This is a genomic window from Allorhizobium paknamense (assembly GCF_030815125.1).
Classification (GTDB): Bacteria; Pseudomonadota; Alphaproteobacteria; order Rhizobiales; family Rhizobiaceae; genus Allorhizobium; species Allorhizobium paknamense.
Map to the genome: position 1 here is coordinate 147,556 of NZ_JAUSWH010000009.1, position 20,116 is coordinate 167,671.

At 60.7% G+C, this 20,116-nt stretch carries 17 protein-coding genes; 10 read left to right on the forward strand and 7 right to left on the reverse strand.

Annotated elements, in window-relative coordinates:
* Positions 1-11: 11 nt before the first annotated feature.
* Genes QO005_RS14835 through QO005_RS14845 form a run of 3 tightly spaced genes read left to right on the forward strand, consistent with a single transcriptional unit; the run spans position 12 to position 2,758 of the window.
* The gene (locus QO005_RS14835) at positions 12-1,550 is read left to right on the forward strand and encodes a heme biosynthesis protein HemY (protein WP_307158823.1); all 1,539 of its coding nucleotides are present in this window, start codon (positions 12-14) and stop codon (positions 1,548-1,550) included.
* A gap of 10 nt (positions 1,551-1,560) precedes the next feature.
* Complete coding sequence (locus QO005_RS14840) at positions 1,561-2,040, forward strand: tellurite resistance TerB family protein (protein ID WP_307158824.1); 480 nt, start codon at positions 1,561-1,563, stop codon at positions 2,038-2,040.
* Positions 2,030-2,758 carry a glutamine amidotransferase gene (locus QO005_RS14845; RefSeq protein ID WP_370878084.1) on the forward strand — a complete coding sequence of 243 codons (729 nt, stop codon included), beginning with the start codon at positions 2,030-2,032 and terminating at the stop codon, positions 2,756-2,758. Before QO005_RS14840 ends, QO005_RS14845 begins: the two co-directional genes overlap by 11 nt.
* On the opposite strand, the gene QO005_RS14850 is transcribed toward QO005_RS14845, so the two are convergent.
* Positions 2,743-3,987, reverse strand: a complete 1,245-nt coding sequence (locus QO005_RS14850) for an MFS transporter (RefSeq protein WP_307158826.1) — start codon at positions 3,985-3,987, stop codon at positions 2,743-2,745. The two genes, QO005_RS14845 and QO005_RS14850, sit on opposite strands and share 16 nt — an antisense overlap.
* A 386-nt stretch (positions 3,988-4,373) precedes the next feature.
* Here QO005_RS14850 and QO005_RS14855 point away from each other — a divergent pair, with 386 nt between their 5' ends.
* Positions 4,374-4,667, forward strand: a complete 294-nt coding sequence (locus tag QO005_RS14855) for a YggT family protein (RefSeq protein WP_307158827.1) — start codon at positions 4,374-4,376, stop codon at positions 4,665-4,667.
* Between the two features lie 231 nt (positions 4,668-4,898).
* Here the strand turns inward: QO005_RS14855 and ppa are convergent, their stop codons facing one another.
* The 5 genes from ppa to QO005_RS14880 form a co-directional block, all read right to left on the reverse strand.
* Positions 4,899-5,429: an inorganic diphosphatase gene (gene ppa, locus QO005_RS14860; RefSeq protein WP_307158828.1), complete on the reverse strand. Its 531-nt coding sequence runs from the start codon at positions 5,427-5,429 to the stop codon at positions 4,899-4,901.
* Between the two features lie 156 nt (positions 5,430-5,585).
* Positions 5,586-6,092 carry a GNAT family N-acetyltransferase gene (locus QO005_RS14865; RefSeq protein WP_307158829.1) on the reverse strand — a complete coding sequence of 169 codons (507 nt, stop codon included), beginning with the start codon at positions 6,090-6,092 and terminating at the stop codon, positions 5,586-5,588.
* Positions 6,093-6,293: 201 nt separating this feature from the next.
* Positions 6,294-8,117 carry a translational GTPase TypA gene (gene typA / locus QO005_RS14870; RefSeq protein WP_307158830.1) on the reverse strand — a complete coding sequence of 608 codons (1,824 nt, stop codon included), beginning with the start codon at positions 8,115-8,117 and terminating at the stop codon, positions 6,294-6,296.
* 146 nt (positions 8,118-8,263) lie between these two features.
* A complete protein-coding gene (locus tag QO005_RS14875; protein ID WP_307158831.1) occupies positions 8,264-9,832 on the reverse strand; it encodes an alkaline phosphatase D family protein in 1,569 nt (522 codons plus the stop codon).
* Positions 9,833-10,045: 213 nt separating this feature from the next.
* Positions 10,046-12,109 carry a M3 family metallopeptidase gene (locus QO005_RS14880; RefSeq protein ID WP_307158832.1) on the reverse strand — a complete coding sequence of 688 codons (2,064 nt, stop codon included), beginning with the start codon at positions 12,107-12,109 and terminating at the stop codon, positions 10,046-10,048.
* A 169-nt stretch (positions 12,110-12,278) separates the two neighbouring features.
* Between QO005_RS14880 and QO005_RS14885 the strand changes: the two genes are divergently transcribed.
* Positions 12,279-13,472, forward strand: coding sequence for a multidrug effflux MFS transporter (locus QO005_RS14885; protein WP_307158833.1), 1,194 nt, complete (start codon positions 12,279-12,281; stop codon positions 13,470-13,472).
* A gap of 46 nt (positions 13,473-13,518) precedes the next feature.
* Here the strand turns inward: QO005_RS14885 and QO005_RS14890 are convergent, their stop codons facing one another.
* On the reverse strand, positions 13,519-14,742 hold the full coding sequence (locus QO005_RS14890) for an argininosuccinate synthase (RefSeq protein ID WP_307158834.1): 1,224 nt from the start codon (positions 14,740-14,742) through the stop codon (positions 13,519-13,521).
* Between the two features lie 448 nt (positions 14,743-15,190).
* Between QO005_RS14890 and QO005_RS14895 the strand changes: the two genes are divergently transcribed.
* The 5 genes from QO005_RS14895 to mtaB all read left to right on the forward strand — a co-directional run bounded on the left by QO005_RS14895 (position 15,191) and on the right by mtaB (position 20,002).
* Positions 15,191-16,045 carry an SDR family NAD(P)-dependent oxidoreductase gene (locus QO005_RS14895; protein ID WP_307158835.1) on the forward strand — a complete coding sequence of 285 codons (855 nt, stop codon included), beginning with the start codon at positions 15,191-15,193 and terminating at the stop codon, positions 16,043-16,045.
* Between the two features lie 84 nt (positions 16,046-16,129).
* Entirely contained in the window at positions 16,130-16,921 is a 792-nt protein-coding gene (locus QO005_RS14900; RefSeq protein WP_307158836.1) for a hypothetical protein, read from the forward strand.
* A 196-nt stretch (positions 16,922-17,117) separates the two neighbouring features.
* A complete protein-coding gene (locus QO005_RS14905) occupies positions 17,118-17,759 on the forward strand; it encodes a LysE family translocator (protein ID WP_307158837.1) in 642 nt (213 codons plus the stop codon).
* Between the two features lie 63 nt (positions 17,760-17,822).
* Positions 17,823-18,734 carry a diaminopimelate epimerase gene (gene dapF / locus QO005_RS14910; protein WP_307158838.1) on the forward strand — a complete coding sequence of 304 codons (912 nt, stop codon included), beginning with the start codon at positions 17,823-17,825 and terminating at the stop codon, positions 18,732-18,734.
* On the forward strand, positions 18,731-20,002 hold the full coding sequence (mtaB, locus tag QO005_RS14915; RefSeq protein WP_307158839.1) for a tRNA (N(6)-L-threonylcarbamoyladenosine(37)-C(2))-methylthiotransferase MtaB: 1,272 nt from the start codon (positions 18,731-18,733) through the stop codon (positions 20,000-20,002). The genes dapF and mtaB overlap by 4 nt, the downstream gene beginning before the upstream one ends.
* The last annotated feature ends 114 nt before the right edge of the window (positions 20,003-20,116 follow it).

Sequence of the window (20,116 nt, forward strand, 5' to 3'; positions counted from 1 at the left end):
GGAGCCACGTCATGATTCGCATTATTGCCTATCTTCTTCTGGTGCTTGCCCTCGGCTTCGGCTTCTCCTGGCTGGCAGACCGGCCCGGTGAACTGCAGATCGTCTGGCAAGGCCAGCTTGTGGAAATGAGCCTGACGGCGGCTGCGACCTTCCTGGTGGCGGTGGTGGCCTTCGTGATGATCGGCTGGTGGCTGGTGCGCACGCTCTGGACCTCACCGCATTCGGTGCGCCGCTATTTCCGCGCCCGCAAGCGCGACCGTGGCTATCAGGCGCTTTCGACCGGGCTGATCGCCGCCGGTGCGGGCAATGCGCAGCTGGCGCGTCGCATGTCCTCGCGGGCAAAGGGCCTGATCCGCGCCGATCAGGAGCCCCTGATTGCCGTATTGGAAGCCCAGGCCGCGCTGATCGAGGGCAAGCATGACGATGCGCGCCGCCTGTTCGAGCAGATGGTATCCGACCCGGAAACGCGCGAACTCGGCCTGCGCGGGCTTTATCTCGAGGCAAACCGCCTGGGCGCTCATGAGGCCGCCCGCCAATATGCCGAACGCGCAGCGGAAGACGCCCCCTATCTGCCCTGGGCTGCCAAGGCGGCGCTGGAATATCGCTGTCAGGCAGGCGACTGGGATGAGGCCGTCCACCTTCTCGACAAGCAGAAAGTGGCAGGCGTCATCAGCCGGACCGAGGCCGAAAGGCTGAAAGCGGTGCTGTTGACCGCCAAGGCCGAGGCGCAACTGGATGGCGACCCCGCCGCCGCCCGCGACAATGCGCTGAATGCGCTGAAGCTTGCCAAGGATCTGGTGCCCGCTGCCGTGGTGGCCGGCAAGGCGCTGATGCGCGAGGACAATCTGAAGAAGGCAGCCTCCGTGCTGGAAGGAGTCTGGAAACTCTCCCCTCATCCCGATCTTGCCCGCGTCTATGTCCGCGCCCGTAGCGGTGATGGCGCCATGGACCGGCTGAAACGGGCCGAACGGCTGGAAAGCCTGAAGCCCAACAATGTCGAATCGCTGATGATCGTCGCGGAAATGGCGCTGGAGGCCCATGATTTCGAAAAGGCTCGCGCCAAGGCGGAAGCCGCCGCCCGCATGCGCTCCAGCGAGCGGGTTTTCCTGCTGCTCGCCGATATCGAGGACGCCGAGACGGGGGATCAGGGCCGCATTCGCTACTGGATGGGCCAGGCGCTGAAGGCGCCGCGCGATCCGGCCTGGATGGCCGATGGTCAGGTCTCCGACAAGTGGCTGCCCTATTCGCCGATCAGCGGCAGGCTGGACGCCTTCGAATGGAAAATTCCCTATGCCCAGCTTGCCGGTCCGGTGGAAGAAGGCACCGTAATCAGCGGTGCGGCGGCGCTCAGCGATCTGCCACCGCTTGCCGCAGAAGGCGAAGAGCCCAAGGCGGAACCCGTGGCCGTCGCGCCAAAGCGGGAGAGCCAAGCCCCCGCGAGCAGGCTCGCCCCCCCTGCAACACCCTTCCAGGGCCGCCTTCCGGATGATCCGGGCGTTAAACCCGACCATCAGCCCTCGTCCGAAAAAACCCGCCTCAACCTCTTCTGACGGAGCCCGCATGCTGGACCGCCTGAACGCCTTCTTTCAAAGCCTGACCGCCACGACGCCTCAGCCGGAATTCGAGGCGGATGACACGCGGGTGCTGATCGTTGCGCTCTGCTTTCAGGTGATGGAGGCCGACGGGCTGATCCAGGAGGCGGAGCGCAAAACGCTGAAGACGAGCCTCAAGACCCATCTCGACCTCGATGACCGCAAGCTGGATGCGCTGCTGGAAACCGGTTTGCAGGTGGAAAGCGAGGCGGTGGACTATTACCGCTTCACCTCCGAACTGAGACGGCGGCTGACCGAGGAGCAGCGGCTGCGTCTGATCAATACGCTCTGGGACATCGTCTATGCCGATGGCGCCCGCACGGAGATGGAGGATCACATCCTCTGGCGAGTGGCCGATCTTCTCGGCGTCTCCGACCGGGATCGGGTTCTGGCCCGCCAGGATGCCGCCAAGCGGGCGGGGGCCGCCGGAGACGATGATGCTTCATAGACCCGCCACCATCCCCCTGCGGCCCGTGTTGATCGTGCTGCATCAGGAGCGGTCGAGCGCCGGGCGGGTGGGTCAGCTTCTGGTGGAAAAGGGCTTTCCCCTCGACATCCGCCGTCCGGCATTAGGCGATGCGCTTCCGCGAACGCTGGCTGAGCACAGCGGCGCAGTGGTGTTTGGCGGCCCGATGAGCGCCAATGATCCCGACCCTTTCGTCAAGGACGAGATTGACTGGATCTCCATCCCCCTCAAGGAAAACCGGCCCTATCTCGGCATCTGCCTCGGCGCGCAGATGCTGGTGCGCCATCTCGGCGGCAAGGTTGCGCCGCATCGCCAGGACCTGGTGGAGATCGGCTGGTATCCGATCCGACCAACGGAACACGGTCGGCTTTTGATGAAGTGGCCGAAAATGGTCTATCATTTTCATCGGGAAGGGTTTGACCTGCCAAACGGCGCAACCCTGCTCGCCACCGGCGATATCTACCCTAACCAGGCCATTCGCTATGGCGAAAAGGCCTGGGGCGTGCAGTTCCATGCGGAACTGACGCGGGCGATGATGCAGCGCTGGGTCGTGCATGGCGCATCCCGCTTCACCCTGCCCAATGCGCAAGCAGGCCGGGCACATCTGGAAGGGCGCATGCTGTTCGACGCGCACCTGCGGGCCTGGCTTTCCAACTTCCTCGATGTCGTCTTCGAAGACGAGCTTCAGGCAGTGGGTTGATCGGTCGAATCCAAGGTATCAATGCGCCGCAATTTCGGGAAGGCGAGCGCCCAGATCACCGACACCGCCAGCGTACCCACCCCACCGATCACCACGGCGGCAACAGGGCCGAAAACATGCGCCATGGTCCCGGCACGGAATTCACCTAGCTCATTGGACGCGCCGATAAAGACGGAGTTGACGGCATTGACCCGCCCGCGCACCTCATCCGGCGTCCAGAGCGCCAGAAGCGTTTCCCGGACATAGACGGAGATCATGTCACCCGCGCCCATGACAGCCAGCGCGATGGCGGAGATCCACCAGACCTTGGAAATGCCGAAGACCAGCGTCGCCAGACCGAACACCGCTACCCCGATAAACATGGTGATCCCTGCCCGGTGGCGGATCGGAAACGTGGCGAGGAAGGTGGCCATGGCAATGGCTCCGATGCCGGGGGCGGAGCGCAGGATCCCGAGGCCGAAAGGACCCATTTCCAGAATATCGGAGGCATAGATCGGCATCAGCGCGACGGCCCCACCCAGGAGCACGGCAAACAGATCGAGCGAAATGGCGCCCAGCACGATTTTCTCGTGGCGGATGAAGCGGAACCCGGCAAGCAGATAGGTCCAGGTCTTCGGTTCGCTTGAGGATTTTTGCGCCGGTTTCGGCACCAGCAGCACCAGAATTGCCCCCGCCAGCATGAAGGCAAGTGCAACCGAATAAGCGGCAATCGGCCCCACCCCGTAAAGCAGACCACCCGCCACCGGCCCGAGAATGGAGGCGGCCTGCCAGGAGGAGGCATTCCAGGCAAAGGAATTGGCGAGATCCTTTTCCGGCACCAGATTGGGCGCCAGCGATTGCACCGCAGGCCCCATGAAGGCGCGTTCGATACCGAAGACCGTCAGGATCACCAGCACCGGCACCGGTGCAAAGGCGTTTTCTACGGTCAGCAGCAGCAGCCCGCCGACGCAGAGCACGCTGACACCCAGGCAGATGGCAACGATGCGGCGGCGATTGTAGCGGTCCACCACCGTCCCCGTGACCAGGATCAGCAGCAGGGCCGGCAGGAACTGCACCAGTCCGATGAGGCCGAGATAGAGCGCGTTCCCTGTCACCTCATACATCTGCCAGCCCACCGAGACACTGACGATTTGCGTCGCAAAGGCAGCCAGAAAGCGGGCGAGAAAGAATTTCGTATAAGCCGGGTGACGGAAGGCAGCGAAACGGTCACCGGTTTGGGGCAAAGACATCAGGTTCAACTCGTCATGACAGGGCTTGATGCGTTTCAACAGGTCACGGAGACATCGAAACCCATCCAATTCTCTTTTTATACCAAGGCTCGAAGATGCGTCAGCCTCCTCGCCTTGAAAGGATTTCGAATATCTCAAATGCATCAGGGGCTTGAGATATTCGAAAAGGGAATACGAAGTGTCATTTTCAATGACTCTCCGTATTATGCATTCCCGGCCAGTAAGCCGGTTTCCACTTTACGCAGCAGAAGTCCGGGCTCACACCCGACACGGCGGCAAGCAGGAGAGGCCGCGTTAAACATGACGCAGAATTGCAGATAATGCGGCCCTTGCCCGTTTAGGCCCCAATGTCTACATGTCTGTCAACTCGGAAATTGGAGAGAAACATGCTTGCCCTGTTGCAGACGATCGATCTGGCGCTGAACCTCTATACCTGGATCCTGATTGCCAGCGCGATTTTCTCCTGGCTCTATGCCTTCAACGTCATCAATTCCAGCAACCGCTTCGTCAACCAGATCGGCGTGTTCCTCTATAATGTGACGGAACCGGTGCTGCGCCCCATTCGTCGCGTTCTGCCGGATCTCGGCGGCATCGACATTTCGCCCATCGTGCTGCTGCTGATCATCTTCTTCCTCCGCCAGCTGATGTGGACGAGCATCGCCCCGCTTCTGCTGCGGTAAACCTCAAAGCCTATCGCGGTTTCAAGCGTCCATGCGCGTTGAGTAGCAGCGACATGCTAGAGCATGTCGCGCAAAAGTGTGCAGCGGTTTTGCGAGAACGACATGCGTTAAAAGAAGAAGGTAAAGCGCGTTGCATGAGGCTGATAAGCCGCAACGGGCTTTAAGACAAAAAATCCTCCGGATTGACGGCGACCCGGAGGATTGTGCGTTTGAACATCAAAAGGCTGAAAATCAGGCCTTCTTGGCGCGCTCGATGGATTCGAGGATCAGCTGCTTGGCAACGTCCACATCCTGCCAGCCGCCGATCTTCACCCATTTGCCGGGCTCGAGATCCTTGTAGTGCTCGAAGAAGTGGGTGATCTGCTTCAGGGTGATTTCCGGCAGATCGGTGTAATTGCTGATCTTGTCGTAGCGGCGCGTCAGCTTCGGCACCGGCACTGCCAGGATCTTCTCATCCTTGCCGCCATCGTCTTCCATCAGCATCACGCCGATGGGGCGGACATTGATGACGCAGCCCGGCACCAGCGGGCGGGTGTTGCAGATGAGAACGTCGAGCGGATCGCCATCTTCACACAGCGTGTGCGGCACGAAGCCGTAATTGCCCGGATAGGTCATGGGCGTGTACAGGAAGCGGTCGACGATCAGCGTGCCTGCATCCTTGTCCATCTCATACTTGATCGGCTGGCCGCCGACCGGCACTTCCACGATGACATTGATATCTTCCGGCGGGTTTTTGCCGATCGAGATCGCATCAATACGCATGTCTATCCCCTAGGACGATTGAAATGCCGAGTTTGGTAAAGGGTTTCGACACGCAACGCAACAAAGCTTTAATTCAAAGGCGCAAGATTGGCCGATGGCACCGGTGAAAAGCGGCGCGGCGCAAACGAGATATGGATCGTTTTGAGACAGCCGCTCTCAGGGCCAGATGAAACCGAGCTTCTTCAGGCGCACGGCATCGAAATCCTCCATGCCTTCCACCATGTCACGCCCGCCATTGGAGCGGAAGAAGTTCACGGAATTGGTGCAGTCTTCAAGACACCAGACCACGAGGCCCTTGCAGCCCAGTCGCTTCAGCAATTTGCGGCTTTCATGGAACAGCGCATAGCCCAAGCCCACACCCTGATATTCCGGCCGCATGTAGATTTCGTAGATCTCGCCTTCCTGCGGAAGGCCCCGGGCGCGATTGAGCCCGACAGTGGCGTAACCGGCCACCACCCCGCCGACATCGGCCAGCAGCACGGTGGCCGGGCCGTGGGTCGCCTTGCGCCACCAGGCCTCCCCGCGCCGCTCCACCATGCGCGTCAGCGCCTTGTAGGGAATGAGACCCGCATAGGCATGGGTCCAGGCCGCTCTGTGCGCTTCGGAGAGCGCCCGCGCATCTTCCGGATCAGCCGGTCGGACATCGATCGATACCGTCGTCATAACGCCACTCTGCTCCACCGGATCGCCCCCTCGCAGCATATGCCCTTCTGCGGCGGGTGACGCGGCTTTCTCAGCCCCACTGCTCAGAAGCTTAACTCTTTCTTAAGCATTCGGGCAAGAGCAGGACCAATAAAACCCCGGAAAGAAAAAGGCGCCGCTCCAGCCGGAGCGACGCCTTCCATCAAAGGGTTTGTGAGCCGATCAGCCCTGGGCAGCCCGCGCCTTTTCGAACCGCTTGCGGTCGTTCGGGTCCAGATAGAGCTTGCGCAGGCGGATGGACTTCGGCGTCACTTCCACCAGTTCGTCGTCCTGGATCCAGGAGAGCGCCCGCTCCAGCGTGAACTTCACCGGAGGGGTGAGCTTCACGGCATCATCCTTGCCAGCGGCGCGGATGTTGGTGAGCTTCTTGCCCTTCAGCACGTTCACGTCCAGATCGTTGTCTCGGGAGTGAATGCCGATGATCATGCCTTCATAGACCTTCTCACCCGGCTCGATGATCATCGGACCGCGATCTTCGAGGTTGAAGAGGGCATAGGCCACGGCCTCACCCGATTCGTTGGAGAGAAGAACGCCGTTCACACGGCCACCGATCTCACCCTTGTAGGGCTGGTATTCGTGGAACAGGCGGTTCATGACGGCGGTGCCGCGCGTATCCGTCAGCAGTTCGGACTGGTAGCCGATGAGGCCACGGGTCGGCGCATAGAAACGCAGGCGCACGCGGTTGCCGCCGGAGGGGCGCAGTTCGACCATCTCAGCCTTGCGCTCGGACATCTTCTGCACCACGACACCGGAATGTTCTTCATCGACGTCGATGACGACTTCCTCGATCGGCTCAAGAAGCTGGCCGCTTTCATCCTTGTGCATCACGACGCGCGGACGCGACACCGCCAGCTCGAAGCCTTCACGGCGCATGTTTTCGATCAGAACCGCCAGCTGCAATTCGCCGCGACCGGAAACGTAGAAGGAATCCTTGTCTTCGCTTTCCTCGATCTTGAGGGCGACATTGCCTTCGGCTTCCTTGAACAGACGGTCGCGGATGACGCGGCTCGTCACCTTGTCGCCTTCGGTGCCGGCCAGCGGGCTGTCATTGACGATGAAGGACATGGTGACCGTCGGCGGGTCGATGGGCTGCGCGGTCATCGCTTCGGTCACGGCCGGATCGCAGAAGGTGTCGGCAACCGTGCCCTTGGACAGACCGGCAATCGCCACGATGTCACCGGCCTGCGCCTCTTCGATCGGCTGGCGCTCGATGCCCCGGAAGGCGAGGATCTTGGAAATACGGCCCTGTTCGATCAGGTTGCCGTCCTGGCCGAGCACCTTCACCGCCTGGTTCGGCTTGATCGAGCCGGAGGCGATACGGCCGGTGATGATGCGGCCCAGGAAGTTGTTGGCTTCCAGGATCGTGCCGATCATCCGGAACGGGCCTTCTTCCACGGAGGGTGCCGGAACATGCTTGACGACGAGGTCGAGCAGCGGCGCCAGACCCTGATCGGTCGGGCCTTCCGGATTGTGGTTCATCCAGCCGGCGCGGCCGGAACCGTAAAGGATCGGGAAATCAAGCTGCTCGTCGGTGGCGTCGAGATTGGCGAAGAGGTCGAAGACCTCATTGACCACTTCATCGGCGCGGGCATCCGGGCGGTCGATCTTGTTGATGGCAACGATCGGGCGAAGACCCACCTTCAGCGCCTTGCCAACCACGAACTTGGTCTGCGGCATCGGGCCTTCGGCGGCATCGACCAGAACGATGGCGCCATCCACCATGGAGAGGATACGCTCGACTTCACCGCCGAAATCGGCGTGGCCGGGCGTGTCGACGATGTTGATGCGGGTATCCTTCCACTCGATGGAGGTCGCCTTGGCGAGAATGGTGATGCCGCGCTCTTTTTCGATGTCGTTGCTGTCCATCACGCGTTCGGCAACGCGCTGGTTGTCGCGAAACGCACCGGATTGCTTCAGCAGTTCATCGACGAGTGTCGTTTTTCCATGGTCAACGTGCGCGATGATCGCGATGTTGCGAAGGTTCATAGCAAAATCTCTGAGGTTCTGGCGCGCAAGCCATCATACGACAAAGGAGCACGCCTGTTTCTTTGGCGCGCTCCATAGCTTGTTTTTTGCAAATGCGAAAGGGGCAAAGCAGCGATGCCGCTGTGCGCCCTTCGCATAGACGAACATCAGGCCGCGCGCACGGGATCGAGCGTGACCTTGTAAAGCTCGTTATCGTCGCGATCCATCAGCCGCACCGTCAACTGTTCGCTCTGGCCATCGACATCGACGAGGCCGAAGAACTGCAAGCCGGCAGAGGGCGGCAGGTTCTGGCCCTGCTCGGCGCTTGGCGCCTTGATGAACTTCAGTTCCGGGCCGAAGGTCATGTCCAGATCGTTCGGGCCATAGGTGCCGGCATGCAGCGGGCCGGAGACGAATTCCCAGAAGGGCTCGAAATCCTGGAAGGCTGCCTTGTTGGGATTATAGTAATGGGCGGCGGTGTAATGCACATCCGCCGTCAGCCACACGGTGTTGCGGATGCCGGTGGTCTTCATGTGCCGCAGCAGTTCGGCAATTTCCAGCTCGCGGCCCCGGGGGGCGCCATTGTCGCTCTGGGCCACGGCCTCGGTGCCCTTGCGGTTCATATAATCATCCCAGACCACGAGGCTGAGCGGCATGTCTGCGGCGATGATCTTCCAGGTCGCCCTGGAATTGGTCAGTTCCCGCTTCAGCCAGGCCACCTGCTGCTCGCCGAGAATGCGCGATTCCGGCGTCTCAACCGTTTCCATCCCGTCATGATTGGAGCCGCGATAGCTGCGCATGTCGAGGAAGAACACATCGACCAGCGGGCCATAGGCGATCTTGCGGTAAACGCGGCCCGGTTCGGCGGGCGTGTAGCGGATCGGGGTCATTTCATGAAAGGCGCGTCCGGCGCGGGCCGAAAGCAGCGCAATGGATTTTTCCGTATAGCGCTTGTCGGCCATCAGATTCTTGCCCGAGGACCAGTTGTTCGTCACCTCATGATCGTCCCACTGGTAGAAGGTGGGACAGGCCGCGGAAAGCTCCCGTACATGCGTATCCAGCATGTTGTATTTCCACTGGGCGCGGTATTCGTCCAGCGTTTCGGCCACTTTTCGCTTTTCATCGACGATGATGACATTTTTCCACTTCGTGCCGTCCTTCAGGTCCACCTCTTCGGTGATCGGGCTATCGGCATAGATGGTGTCGCCGGAATGCAGGAAGAAATCCGGTTGATGACGGGCAATGGTGGCATAGGTCTTCATGCCGGTTTCATCGATGCCCCAGCCCTGGCCGCAGGTATCGCCCGACCAGGCAAAACGGACAGTCCGGCGCGAAGACGGCGCCGTGCGAAAGCGGCCGGTGATCGGCTCGGAAACGGAATTGATGTTCGTCAGATCGGCTGCGGTGAAACGATAGAAAATATCCTGATCGGACGGAAGATCGGTCAAGAGCCGCTTCACGGTCAGGTCGCTATCGGGCAATGCGTTGAGCGCCGAGAGGCGAACCGGATTGGCGAAGCTTTCGGTGGTGGAATATTCCATCATGATCCGCGCGGGACGATCGACACGGGTCCAGATCATCCCCGACGACGTATCGACATCACCGGACTGCACGCCATGGGTAAAGACCGGACGATCCGCAGCCCGGGCGTAAAAGGGCAGTGGCAGGGACGAGCCTGCGGCCAGACCGGCAGCCCCGGTGCTCAGCAGGAAGGAACGGCGCGTGAAAAGAGACATGAGGTTCTCCTTGAAAGGCAGGACGCGCCACAAACCGGCGCGCTCAAGGAGAAGCAAGGCCAGATGTCAGGCGCGTCACCGCGCCATGACAGTTTTATCAAGATTTCATGATGGGCTCAGACCGCCAGCCCGCACTTCTTCAGCTAGATGAGCCTAGGTAAGCGCAGAAAATTGTCGTTTGCAGCCCGCTCAAGCCTGAATGTCGATTTGTCCTCAGGCCGCCAGCCCGCGCTTCTTCAGCATCGCCTCCGGGCTTGGCAGGCGTCCACGGAAGGCCTTGTAGGTTTCTTCCGGGTCCACAGCACCGCCGATGGCATAGACATTGTCCTTCAGCTTTTTCGCGGTGGCCGCATCGAAAGCATTGCCGGTTTCCTCGAAGGCGGCGAAGGCATCGGCGTCCAGCACTTCCGACCACATGTAGGAGTAATAGCCCGCCGAATAGCCTTCACCGGAAAACACATGCTGGAAATGCGGGGTGGCGTGGCGCATGACGATGGAAGACGGCATGCCGATCTTCTCCAGCACCTCGGCCTGCACGGCCATCGGGTCTTCCACGCTGTCGCGGGTGTGGAATGCCATATCCACCAGCGCCGAGGAGGTGAATTCCACCGTGTTGAACCCGGCATTGAAGGTCTGGGCGGCCAGAACCTTGTCGAGCAGCGCCTGCGGCATGGGCTCGCCGGTTTCCACATGCACGGCATAGGTTTTAAGGATCTCCGGCACCGTCAGCCAATGTTCGTAAAGCTGCGAGGGCAGTTCCACGAAATCCCGGGACACACCGGTGCCGGACACCGAAGGATAGGTCACATCCGACAACATGCCGTGCAGGGCATGGCCGAATTCATGGAAGAGAGTGCGGGCGTCATCCAGCGACAACAGCGCAGGTTTGCCTTCGGCGGGCTTGGCGAAATTGCAGACATTATAGATGATCGGCAATTCGCCATGCGCGCCGTTCTTCAAGGGCAGCTTGTGCTGCGACTGGAAAGAACTCATCCACGCACCGGACCGCTTGGAGGCGCGGGCGAAATAATCGCCGAGGAACAGCGCTTTCAGTGCGCCGTTGGCCTCGCGGATTTCGAACACGCGCACATCCGGGTGATAGCCCTTCACATCCGTGAGCGGCACCGCCGTAATACCGAACAGCTTGCCCGCCACGGCAAAACAGGCATCGATGATCTTTTCCAGTTGCAGATAGGGCTTGAGCTCGGCTTCGGAGAAGCTGAAGCGCTCGGCGCGAACTTTCTCCGCGTAGAAACGCCAGTCCCAGGGCGCGACCGCGTGGTTCTTGCCCTCGGCGGCGATCAACCTGCCCAGATCCTCCTCCTCGCGCCGCGCCTGTACCACAGCCTTGTCCCAGACCTGCATCAGCAAGCCGTTCACGGCCTCCGGGGTCTTGGCCATGGTGTCATCCAGCTTATAAGCGGCATAGGTGGGGTAACCGAGCAGCCTGGCCTTTTCCGTACGCAGCGTCAGCGTTTCCTTGACGATAGCGCGGTTGTCGGTCTCGCCGCCATTTTCACCCCGCGCCACCCAGGCCTTGAAGGCAGTTTCGCGCAGGTCGCGGCGTTCGGAGAAGGTCAGGAAAGGCTCGATGATCGAGCGGGAGAGCGTCACGGCGTATTTGCCCTTTTCGCCCCGCGCTTCGGCAGCCGCCAGCATGGCATCGCGCAGAAAGCCGGGAAGCCCGGCAAGCTCGTCTTCCGTCGAAAGATAAAGCGCCCAGGTCTTTTCATCCGCCAGCACGTTCTGGCCGAAAGTGGCGCCGAGGCTCGCCAGCCGCTCGTTGATCGCTGCCAGACGCTGCTGCTGATCCTGAGCGAGCTTGGCACCGGACTTCACGAAGCCCTTCCAATGGCGTTCCAGGACGCGGGTCTGTTCCAGCGAAAGGCCGAGCGTGTCGCGCGTCTCCCACAGTGCATCGACCCGGGCGAAGAGCGCCGGATTCATGCTGATCTTCGAGTAATGGCGCGACATTTTCGGCGCCATCTCGCGCTCCAGCGCCTGGATCGTCTCATTGGTATCGGCACCAGCCTTGTTCCAGAACAGGGCGGAAACGCGCGACAATCCATCACCGGCAATTTCCAGCGCGGTGATGGTGTTGTCGAAGCTCGGGGCGTCGGGGTTATGGGCGATTGCCTCGATCTCCGCCTCATGCTCGGCCAGCGCCCTCTCAAACGCGGGCGGGAAATCGGCATCGTCCAGCGCGGTGAAATTCGGCAGGCCATGCGGCCCGGTCCATTCGGTGACGATGGCGAAAGCGTTTCTGCTGGATGTCATGGCAACCATTCCTTGTCTGTGTCTGATGAAGATATAGGCGATGATTTCCGGAATTGTCACCCTCCGGTTTTCAAGGCCAAAGGCACAGGGTTCATCACTTTGCTGTTTTCTTGGATCCTTGTCTGGCTTAACCAGAGGCCCAGACATTCACGATAAAGACAGCGCTTCCATGTCCCCTGCCCGTATGACCGAAGGACGCACCTCCCTGCTGGGTGCCATGCTGACCATGATCGGCCCGCTTTCCATGGCGATCTATACGCCCGCCATGCCGGAGCTGGTTCACGCCTTCGCCACCACGGATGCGGCGATCAAGCTGTCGCTTTCTCTCTATTTTGCCGGTTTTGCCTGTGCCCAGCTCCTATCCGGACCGTGTTCAGATGCCTTCGGCAGGCGAAGCGCCACGCTCGGCTTTTTGCTGATCTATACGCTGGGCAGCCTGATTGCCGCCTTTGCGCCGAGTGTCGAACTCCTGCTGGCAGGCCGTCTCATCCAGGGCATTGGCGCCTCGGTGGGCGTAACCGTCTCCCGCGCCATCGTGCGCGATCAGTTCGCAGGGGGAGAAGCCGCCCGCATTCTCAACATGATCGGCATCATGCTGGCCGTCGGCCCCGCCATGGGGCCGACCGTCGGCGGGCTGGCGCTGGTCGCCTTCGGCTGGCAGTCGGTGTTTTTCCTGATGGTCGGCTTCGGCATCCTGAGCTTTCTGGTCGTGGCGGCCCTGATGCGGGAAACCACCCTCCCCGACCGGGCGCTGATCCGGCCCACCCGGCTCATCGGCGCCTATGCGACGCTAATCCGCGATCCGCGCGTGTTCTTCGCGGCGCTTGTGCTGGGCGGCAATGTCGGGGCACTCTATGCCCAGTCGACCATGCTGCCCTTCGTGCTGATCAAGACCGTAGGATTGACGCCCGCTCAATTCGGCATCGGCATGCTGATGCAGACGGGCTCCTATTTCGCCGGTTCGGTGGCGCTGCGCATGGTCTCAAAACGGCTGATGCCCGGCGATGCCCTGAAATTCGGCCTCGTGCTGGCCGGGATCGGCGGCGTGATGATCTTTCTCTCCACCCATCTTCTCACCCCCACCTATATCTCCATCATGCTGCCGGTCGGCATCTGCTCCTTCGGCATGGCCTTCATCATTCCGGACATCACCACGGCAGGATTGACCCCGCATCCGAGGCTCGCAGGTTCGGCCTCGGCCCTGCTCGGTTTCGTGCAGATGGGTTGCGGCTTTCTCGGCGGTGTCGCCGCCTCCCTGATGCATGATCCGCTGACGGCCTTCGGCATCATCATTCCGGCCATGGAGATCATGGCGGTCGCCGCCTTTTTCGGCTTCCGCCGCGCCTGGGCAAGAGCAGATTAAAAAACCGCCGCCGGTTTTCCGGCGGCGGTTATTCATTTAAAATCAATTACTTGCCGAGATTGCGCTTGGCCAGCGTGCGCAGGCGCAGCGCATTCAGCTTGATGAAGCCTGCGGCATCCTTCTGGTCGTAAGCGCCCTGGTCGTCCTCGAAGGTGACCAGCGTGTCGGAATAGAGCGACTTCGGCGATTCGCGGCCAATGACCATGACATTGCCCTTGTAGAGCTTCAGCGTCACTTCGCCTTCCACATGCTCCTGGCTCTTGTCGATCAGGGCCTGCAGCATTTCACGCTCCGGCGAGAACCAGAAACCGTAATAGATGAGTTCCGCATAGCGCGGCATCAGCTCATCCTTGAGGTGGGCTGCACCCCGGTCCAGCGTGATCGATTCGATGGCGCGGTGCGCGGCAAGCAGGATGGTGCCGCCGGGGGTTTCGTAAACGCCGCGGCTCTTCATACCGACGAAACGGTTTTCGACGAGGTCGAGACGGCCAATGCCGTTGTCGCGGCCATAATCGTTGAGCGCGGCCAGAAGCGTCGCCGGGCTCATGCGCACGCCATTGATGGAAACGGCGTCACCCTTTTCAAAGCCGATCTTGATGACCGTTGCCTTGTCGGGGGCCGCTTCCGGGGAAATGGTGCGCATATGCACATATTCCGGCGCTTCCTGCGAGGGATCTTCCAGAACCTTGCCTTCGGAAGAGGAGTGCAGCAGGTTGGCGTCGACGGAGAAGGGAGCTTCGCCCTTCTTGTCCTTCGCCACCGGGATCTGATGCTGTTCGGCGAAGTTCAGGAGGTCGGTACGGCTCTTGAACGACCAGTCGCGCCACGGTGCAATGATCTTGATGTCGGGGTTCAGCGCATAGGCCGACATTTCGAAACGAACCTGGTCATTGCCCTTGCCGGTCGCGCCATGCGCAATGGCGTCGGCGCCGGTCTTCTTCGCGATCTCGATCAGGTGCTTGGAAATCAGCGGACGGGCAATGGAGGTGCCGAGCAGGTAGACGCCTTCATAGACGGCATTGGCGCGGAACATCGGGAAGACGAAATCGCGCACGAATTCCTCACGCACGTCTTCGATGAAGATTTCCTTGATGCCCAGCATCTCGGCCTTCTTGCGGGCCGGCTCCAGCTCTTCGCCCTGGCCGAGATCGGCGGTGAAGGTCACGACTTCCGCGCCAAGCTCGGTCTGGAGCCATTTCAGGATGATGGAGGTATCAAGGCCGCCGGAATAGGCGAGAACGACCTTCTTGACGTCTTTCGGAAGTGCCATGGCTTCAATGTCCGTGTTCTTGAGAGACCGCTCGACCGGGTCTCGTGGTTGGCTGTGCAGAAATGATCCGTATAGGCCGCGTCAGGCGGTCCGGACAATATCTGCAAAGCCCGTTTCGCTTTTAGCCAATATGGCCTGCCTTGCAAGGGTTGCGGGCACTTTTACGGCAAAGAAGCCGGGCGTCATCCTGATGTCGCACCCTTCACGCATTGTTACAATTTGACATGGGACGTTTGCGCTCCATATCGTCTGATCGTGGCGCAATACGAAGGGTCATTGAAGATGACACTTCGTATTCCTTTTTCGAATATCTCAAGCCACTGATGCAATTGAGATATTCGAAATTCTTTCAAGGCGAGGATGCGTGAGCATCTTCGAGACTTGCTATAAAGCCTGAAGATCAGGGAAAAGCGGGGTGAAGCCCGCGCAACAGCAGAAGGAAGACGACATGGCTGACTTTCATTCCGTGATCGCCAAGGGCAAGGTTGCCGTCATCACCGGCGCCGCCTCCGGCATTGGCCTGGCTGCGGCGAAAGCCTTCGCACAGCGCGGCATGTGTGTGGTTCTGGCCGATCTTGGCGGCGACAAACTCGCAGAAGCCGCCCGCACGGTCGCCGCCCTTTCCGAAAGTCCGGACAGCGACATCGTCGCCATCGAGACCGATGTCAGCAAGCTGGACGAGATCCAGGCGCTGGAGCGCACCGTCATGCAGCGCTTCGGTCGCGTCCATCTTTTGATGAACAATGCCGGCATTCAGCCGGGCAGCAGCATTTTCGGCCCGCAGGTCAACTGGGACAATGTGCTTGCCGTCAACCTGCTCGGCGTCATCCATGGCACCCGCGTGTTCGGGCCGGACATGATTGCCCACAAGGAGGCGGCCATCATCATCAATACCGGCTCCAAGCAGGGCATCACCACCCCGCCCGGCGATCCGGCCTATAATGTCGCCAAGGCCGGTGTGAAGGTCTTCACCGAGGCGCTCCAGCATGAATTGCGCAACACGGCGGACTGCAATGTCTCGGCCCATCTGCTGATTCCGGGCTTCGTCTATACGGGGCTGACCGCCAATGGCCGCACGGAAAAGCCGGAAGGCGCCTGGACGCCGGAACAGACGGTCGATTTCATGCTGGAAAGCCTCGAACGCGGCGATTTCTACATTCTCTGCCCCGACAATGACGTGGATCGCGCCACGGATGAAAAGCGCATTGCCTGGGCCGCGGGCGACATCATCGAAAACCGTCCGCCGCTGTCGCGCTGGCATCCCGACCATGCCGATGCCTTCCGGGCGCATCTGAAGGGCTGAACCGGCAGGTTCATCCCAAAGATGGGCATTTCCGAATCTCCTTTTGATTGTGTATCTATTAAACACACTCAAAAGGAGATTTTCATGACCACTTTCTATGCCTGGGTCAATCCCGCCTTCTTCAACGGCAATCCGCTGGATCATACCTGGATTACCACCTATGATAACCGCAGCCAGACCCTGCCGACCATCGACAGCGTGATCGCGGCCGGGCAGAACTACTGGTATTGCTGGGGTGATTTTCACGCTACCGGTTCGACCGACGATCACCCGACCGGCCTTCTGGCGACAGCGGATGGCGATCTCGCCATCGCACAATGCCTTGTAAAGGTGAACGAGCTGGGCTCGCTGACCAATACTCCGCCCAATGGCACGATCCAGGTCTATGGCGTCAACGGCGTCTGCCATCAGATCGCCAATCAGGTGCTCTATGCGACCAAGACAGCAGATAAAGCGCCACTGACCGTCAAGGGCGCTGGCGGCTATGCGGCGAGCACCTTTATTTACGGCACCTATGGTACGCGGACCACAGCCTGGAAAGCGAAGATCAAGGCTTGCGGTGCCTTGCCCCTTGCGGAGGATGAAGCCATGCCCGACCTGCCTGACGACTTTGCCGAACATTCCAGGCTCGTCCTCGCGGACCAGCCGGAAAAACACGAAAAACTGATGGAACTGCGCGAGTCTGTTCTGGCCTTCGTCGCGCAGGAATTGCCTGGCAGCGGCACGCCGACGGCTGCCTTCATCAATGCCCGGAATCAGTTCCTGCTGGAAATGGCCGCCGAGGTTCTCGGAGCCGAGGATTTCGAGAAAGTCTTTGGTTTCCCGCCCCAGACCCGAATCGATTTCGTCAGCGAAACCCAGTTGCGCCGGGAGTAACCGCTTGATCCGATCTCGCGCGGGTCTTATAGCAAGGGTCATTGAAAATGACTCTTGCTGTTCCCTTTTCGAATATCGCAAGCGTCCGACGCATTTGAGATATTCGAAATCCCTTCAAGGCGAGGATGCGTCAGCATCTTCGAGCCTTGGTCCTACAGGATGAACAACCTTCTCCTGCCAAACCCGCGTGAGCCTGATGGAATTCCTGCCAAGCCTTGCCACTCTTCTCGCCTTTTCCGCGGCCTCCTTTCTGCTGGCGGCAACGCCGGGGCCGGATATGACGCTGTCCATCAGCCGCGCCTTGCGGGATGGGCGTCTGGCCGGGCTTGCCGTGCTCATTGGCACCAATCTCGGCATTGCCGTGCATACGCTGCTGGTGGCCTTCGGGGTGTCGGCGCTGATCGTCGCCTCCCCCACCGCCTTCATGGTGTTGAAGAGTGGCGGGGCAGCCTATCTGGCCTGGCTTGCCTTTCAGGCGGTGCGCAAGGGCTCGAAATTCGTGGCCAAGGCTGAGACCGGCGAAAAGGGCAGCGCCAAATCCGCGTTTTTGAACGGCATCTGGGTCAATCTGCTCAATCCCAAGGTCATCATCTTCTTCATGACCTTCCTGCCCCAATTCGTCAGCGCTGGCGACCCGCATGTCACGGGCAAGCTGATTTTTCTCGGCTTCTGGTTCATGGTCGTATCGCTGCCGGTGACGGTGGCCATCGTGCTGGCGGCAGACAGGCTTTCGGCCTGGCTACAGGCCAATCCGAAAGTGCTGCGCGGCATCGACCTGACCTTCGCGGGCGTGTTTTCGATCTTCGCCGTCAAGATCCTGATGACGCAGTCACGCTGACACACTGGTAATTATCGCGAAGTTCCGCCATATACCGCCTATGACAAGGATAAGGTAAGCGTCATGGGTGCAATGGTCGATTTCGCGAAGATGAACGGGCTTGGCAACAAGATCCTCGTTGTCGACATGCGTGGCCGCACCGACCGCGTAACGCCTGAGGCTGCCATTGCGCTGGCCGCCGATCCGGCCACGCATTTCGACCAGATCATGGCGATCCATGATCCGAAACATTCGGCCACAGACGCCTATATCGACATCATCAATTGCGACGGCACGCTGGCGCAGGCCTGCGGCAATGGCACGCGCTGCGTCGTGCAGGCGCTTTCCAGCGAAACGGGCCGCAAGGCTTTTACCTTCCATACGCTGGCCGGCATACTGAACGCCGTGGAGCATGACGACGGCACAATTTCCGTCGATATGGGTGAACCGGTCTTTGAGTGGAACCGCATTCCTCTTTCGGAAGAATTCCACGATACCAGTCGCATCGAATTGCAGATCGGCCCGATCGACCAGCCGGTGCTGCATTCGCCCGCCGCCATGTCCATGGGCAATCCGCATGCGGTCTTCTGGGTGGACCGCGATCCGATGGCGTTCGACCTCGAACGCTTCGGCCCGCTTCTGGAAAACCATCCGATGTTTCCGCAAAAGGCCAATATCACGCTGGCGCATGTGACATCGGACAGCGCCATGACCACCCGCACCTGGGAACGCGGCGCGGGGCTGACGCTGGCCTGCGGCTCCGCCGCCTGCGCGGCTGCCGTGTCCGGTGCACGCACCGGCCGCACGGGCCGCAAGGTTAAAATCACGGTCGCCTCCAGCCCCAATCGCGGCGCACTGACCATCGACTGGCGCGAACGCGACAACAAGGTGGTGATGACCGGCCCCGCCGAGTGGGAATGGGCCGGACGTCTCGATCCTATGACCGGCGCATGGGAACGGATCGCGGAAACGGAAAGCGGAGCGGCCCTGCCGTGAGCGCCATCGACGTCATCACCTTCGGCTGTCGTCTCAACACCTATGAATCGGAAGTGATGAAGGCCGAAGCCGCCAAGGCGGGGCTTGAACGCGCCATTCTGGTGAATACCTGCGCCGTGACGGGTGAAGCCGTGCGGCAGGCGCGCCAGGCCATTCGCCGCGCCCGGCGGGAAAATCCTGAAGCCCGCATCATCGTGACCGGCTGCGCCGCCCAGACCGATGCCGCAAGCTTTGCCACCATGCCGGAAGTGGATGCCGTGCTGGGCAATGAGGAAAAGCTGAAGGCCGAACATTACCGCGCCCTGCCGGATTTCGGCGTGTCTGCGGAAGAGAAGATCGCCGTCAACGACATCATGAGCGTGACGGAAACCGCGCCGCAAATGGTCTCCCATATCGATGGCCATGTGCGCGGCTTTTTGCAGGTGCAAAACGGCTGCGACCATCGTTGCACCTTCTGCATCATCCCCTTTGGGCGTGGCAATTCCCGTTCCGTGCCCATGGGCGCGGTGGTGGAGCAGGCCCGCAGGCTCACGGAAAACGGCTACCGCGAAGTGGTGCTGACCGGTGTGGACGCCACCAGCTACGGCGCCGATCTTCCCGGCCAGCCCACCCTCGGGCTGCTGGCCAAGACGCTGCTGAAACAGGTGCCGGAGATCCTGCGGCTCAGGCTTTCCTCCATCGACAGCATCGAGGCGGATCACCACCTCTTCGACCTGATCGGCGATGAGCCGCGCTTCATGCCGCATCTGCATCTGTCGCTCCAGCATGGCGATGACATGATCCTGAAGCGGATGAAACGCCGCCATTCCCATGCCGATGCGCTGGCCTTTGCCGAACAGGTGCGGCGGCTGCGGCCCGAAATCAGCTTCGGCGCGGACATGATCGCCGGTTTTCCGACGGAAACCGAGGAGATGGCCGAGAATTCCGCCCGGCTGGCAGAGGCCATCGGCATTGCGCATCTGCATGTCTTTCCTTACAGCCCGCGCTCCGGCACGCCCGCCGCCCGCATGCCGCAACTGGACCGCACCACCATCAAGGCCCGTGCCGCCAAGCTTCGCGCCGTGGCGGAACGCCTTCATGCCGCCCATCTCGCCCGCCTGATCGGCACACGGCAAAAGCTGCTGGTGGAGCGCAATGAAATGGCCCATACGGAAGACTTTACGCTGGTTGCCGCCCCCGGCCTTTCCCCTGGCACGCTTGTCGAGGTGGAGATTGCCGGTCACAATGGCAGGCATCTGACCTTTGAGCCGGCAGTTCAGGCCGTCTAATACGAAGAGTCATTGAAGATGACTCATCGTATTCCCTTTTCGAATATCTCAAGCCCCCGATGCATTTGAGATATTCGAAATCTCTTCAAGGCGAGGAGGCTGACGCATCTTCGA

What these genes read in the sequence shown, in the direction of transcription:
- QO005_RS14875 (WP_307158831.1), bottom strand. Translation starts at nt 9,832, where the DNA reads ATGTCTCTTTTCACGCGCCGTTCCTTCCTGCTGAGCACCGGGGCTGCC.
- QO005_RS14835 (WP_307158823.1), top strand. Translation starts at nt 12, where the DNA reads ATGATTCGCATTATTGCCTATCTTCTTCTGGTGCTTGCCCTCGGCTTC.
- QO005_RS14890 (WP_307158834.1), bottom strand. Translation starts at nt 14,742, where the DNA reads ATGGCACTTCCGAAAGACGTCAAGAAGGTCGTTCTCGCCTATTCCGGC.
- QO005_RS14845 (WP_370878084.1), top strand. Translation starts at nt 2,030, where the DNA reads ATGCTTCATAGACCCGCCACCATCCCCCTGCGGCCCGTGTTGATCGTG.
- QO005_RS14905 (WP_307158837.1), top strand. Translation starts at nt 17,118, where the DNA reads ATGGAATTCCTGCCAAGCCTTGCCACTCTTCTCGCCTTTTCCGCGGCC.
- QO005_RS14850 (WP_307158826.1), bottom strand. Translation starts at nt 3,987, where the DNA reads ATGTCTTTGCCCCAAACCGGTGACCGTTTCGCTGCCTTCCGTCACCCG.
- dapF (WP_307158838.1), top strand. Translation starts at nt 17,823, where the DNA reads ATGGGTGCAATGGTCGATTTCGCGAAGATGAACGGGCTTGGCAACAAG.
- typA (WP_307158830.1), bottom strand. Translation starts at nt 8,117, where the DNA reads ATGAACCTTCGCAACATCGCGATCATCGCGCACGTTGACCATGGAAAA.
- QO005_RS14865 (WP_307158829.1), bottom strand. Translation starts at nt 6,092, where the DNA reads ATGACGACGGTATCGATCGATGTCCGACCGGCTGATCCGGAAGATGCG.
- QO005_RS14840 (WP_307158824.1), top strand. Translation starts at nt 1,561, where the DNA reads ATGCTGGACCGCCTGAACGCCTTCTTTCAAAGCCTGACCGCCACGACG.
- QO005_RS14900 (WP_307158836.1), top strand. Translation starts at nt 16,130, where the DNA reads ATGACCACTTTCTATGCCTGGGTCAATCCCGCCTTCTTCAACGGCAAT.
- QO005_RS14880 (WP_307158832.1), bottom strand. Translation starts at nt 12,109, where the DNA reads ATGACATCCAGCAGAAACGCTTTCGCCATCGTCACCGAATGGACCGGG.
- QO005_RS14895 (WP_307158835.1), top strand. Translation starts at nt 15,191, where the DNA reads ATGGCTGACTTTCATTCCGTGATCGCCAAGGGCAAGGTTGCCGTCATC.
- QO005_RS14855 (WP_307158827.1), top strand. Translation starts at nt 4,374, where the DNA reads ATGCTTGCCCTGTTGCAGACGATCGATCTGGCGCTGAACCTCTATACC.
- QO005_RS14885 (WP_307158833.1), top strand. Translation starts at nt 12,279, where the DNA reads ATGTCCCCTGCCCGTATGACCGAAGGACGCACCTCCCTGCTGGGTGCC.
- ppa (WP_307158828.1), bottom strand. Translation starts at nt 5,429, where the DNA reads ATGCGTATTGATGCGATCTCGATCGGCAAAAACCCGCCGGAAGATATC.